The sequence below is a fragment of the Oleiphilus sp. HI0043 genome, from assembly GCF_001634935.1.
In genome coordinates this window covers 1-719 of sequence record NZ_LWEY01000796.1, presented here as the reverse complement: position 1 = coordinate 719, position 719 = coordinate 1, and the positions used below count along the sequence as shown (strand labels likewise).

Genomic DNA, 719 nt, shown 5'->3' with positions numbered 1-719 from the left:
AGCTTCGTATTCTCTGCCCATTTCGCGACTTTGAAGTTGTTCAACAATATGGGCGTGAGCTGTTAGTGTTTTAGCGACCACCATTAAACCGGTCGTGTCTTTATCCAGGCGGTGAACGATACCGGCCCTGGGAACGGCTTTGATATCAGGAAAGTGATGCAGCAAGGCGTTAACTAAAGTGCCTGAGTGGTTACCGGCGGCGGGGTGAACTACCATTCCAGCTGGTTTGTTGATGATCAGAATGTCTTCATCTTGATAAACGATATCAAGCGGGATGTCTTCAGCAAGCCACTCTCCCTGACTTTCAAGCTCGGCTTTCACTTCAATGAGATCATTTATTTTGACTTTGTCTTTGGACCGCGCGATTTCTTCGTTTACGCGAATATGGCCTTGTTTAATCCATTGTTGCAGGCGTGAGCGAGAATACTCAGGCATAAAATCAGCAATGACCTGATCTAAACGCATGCCAGATAGTTCTAATGGAACAACAAAGTCAGCTTCAATAATTTGGCTCATAAGGTCTCGATATGTAAAGAAATCACGGGATAGACTGAATAATTATGACTTATAAGGGAGTTGAAACCTCAAGTTTGATTATTTGTCATACACGCAAAATGTAAAATATGAAATAATGTCGGCTATTATAACCTCACCGAGAGCATCTCTGGTGAGCATTTATTAAAATGTGTAGAAAACGAATACCATTTTCCAATTATTCT

1 protein-coding gene is annotated in these 719 nt (G+C 41.9%); it reads right to left on the bottom strand.

Annotation, left to right across the window (positions count from 1 at the left end):
- On the bottom strand, positions 1-516 hold a 516-nt coding region (locus tag A3729_RS09120), incomplete at its 3' end, for a pseudouridine synthase (RefSeq protein WP_231877392.1).
- Positions 517-719: the final 203 nt, after the last annotated feature.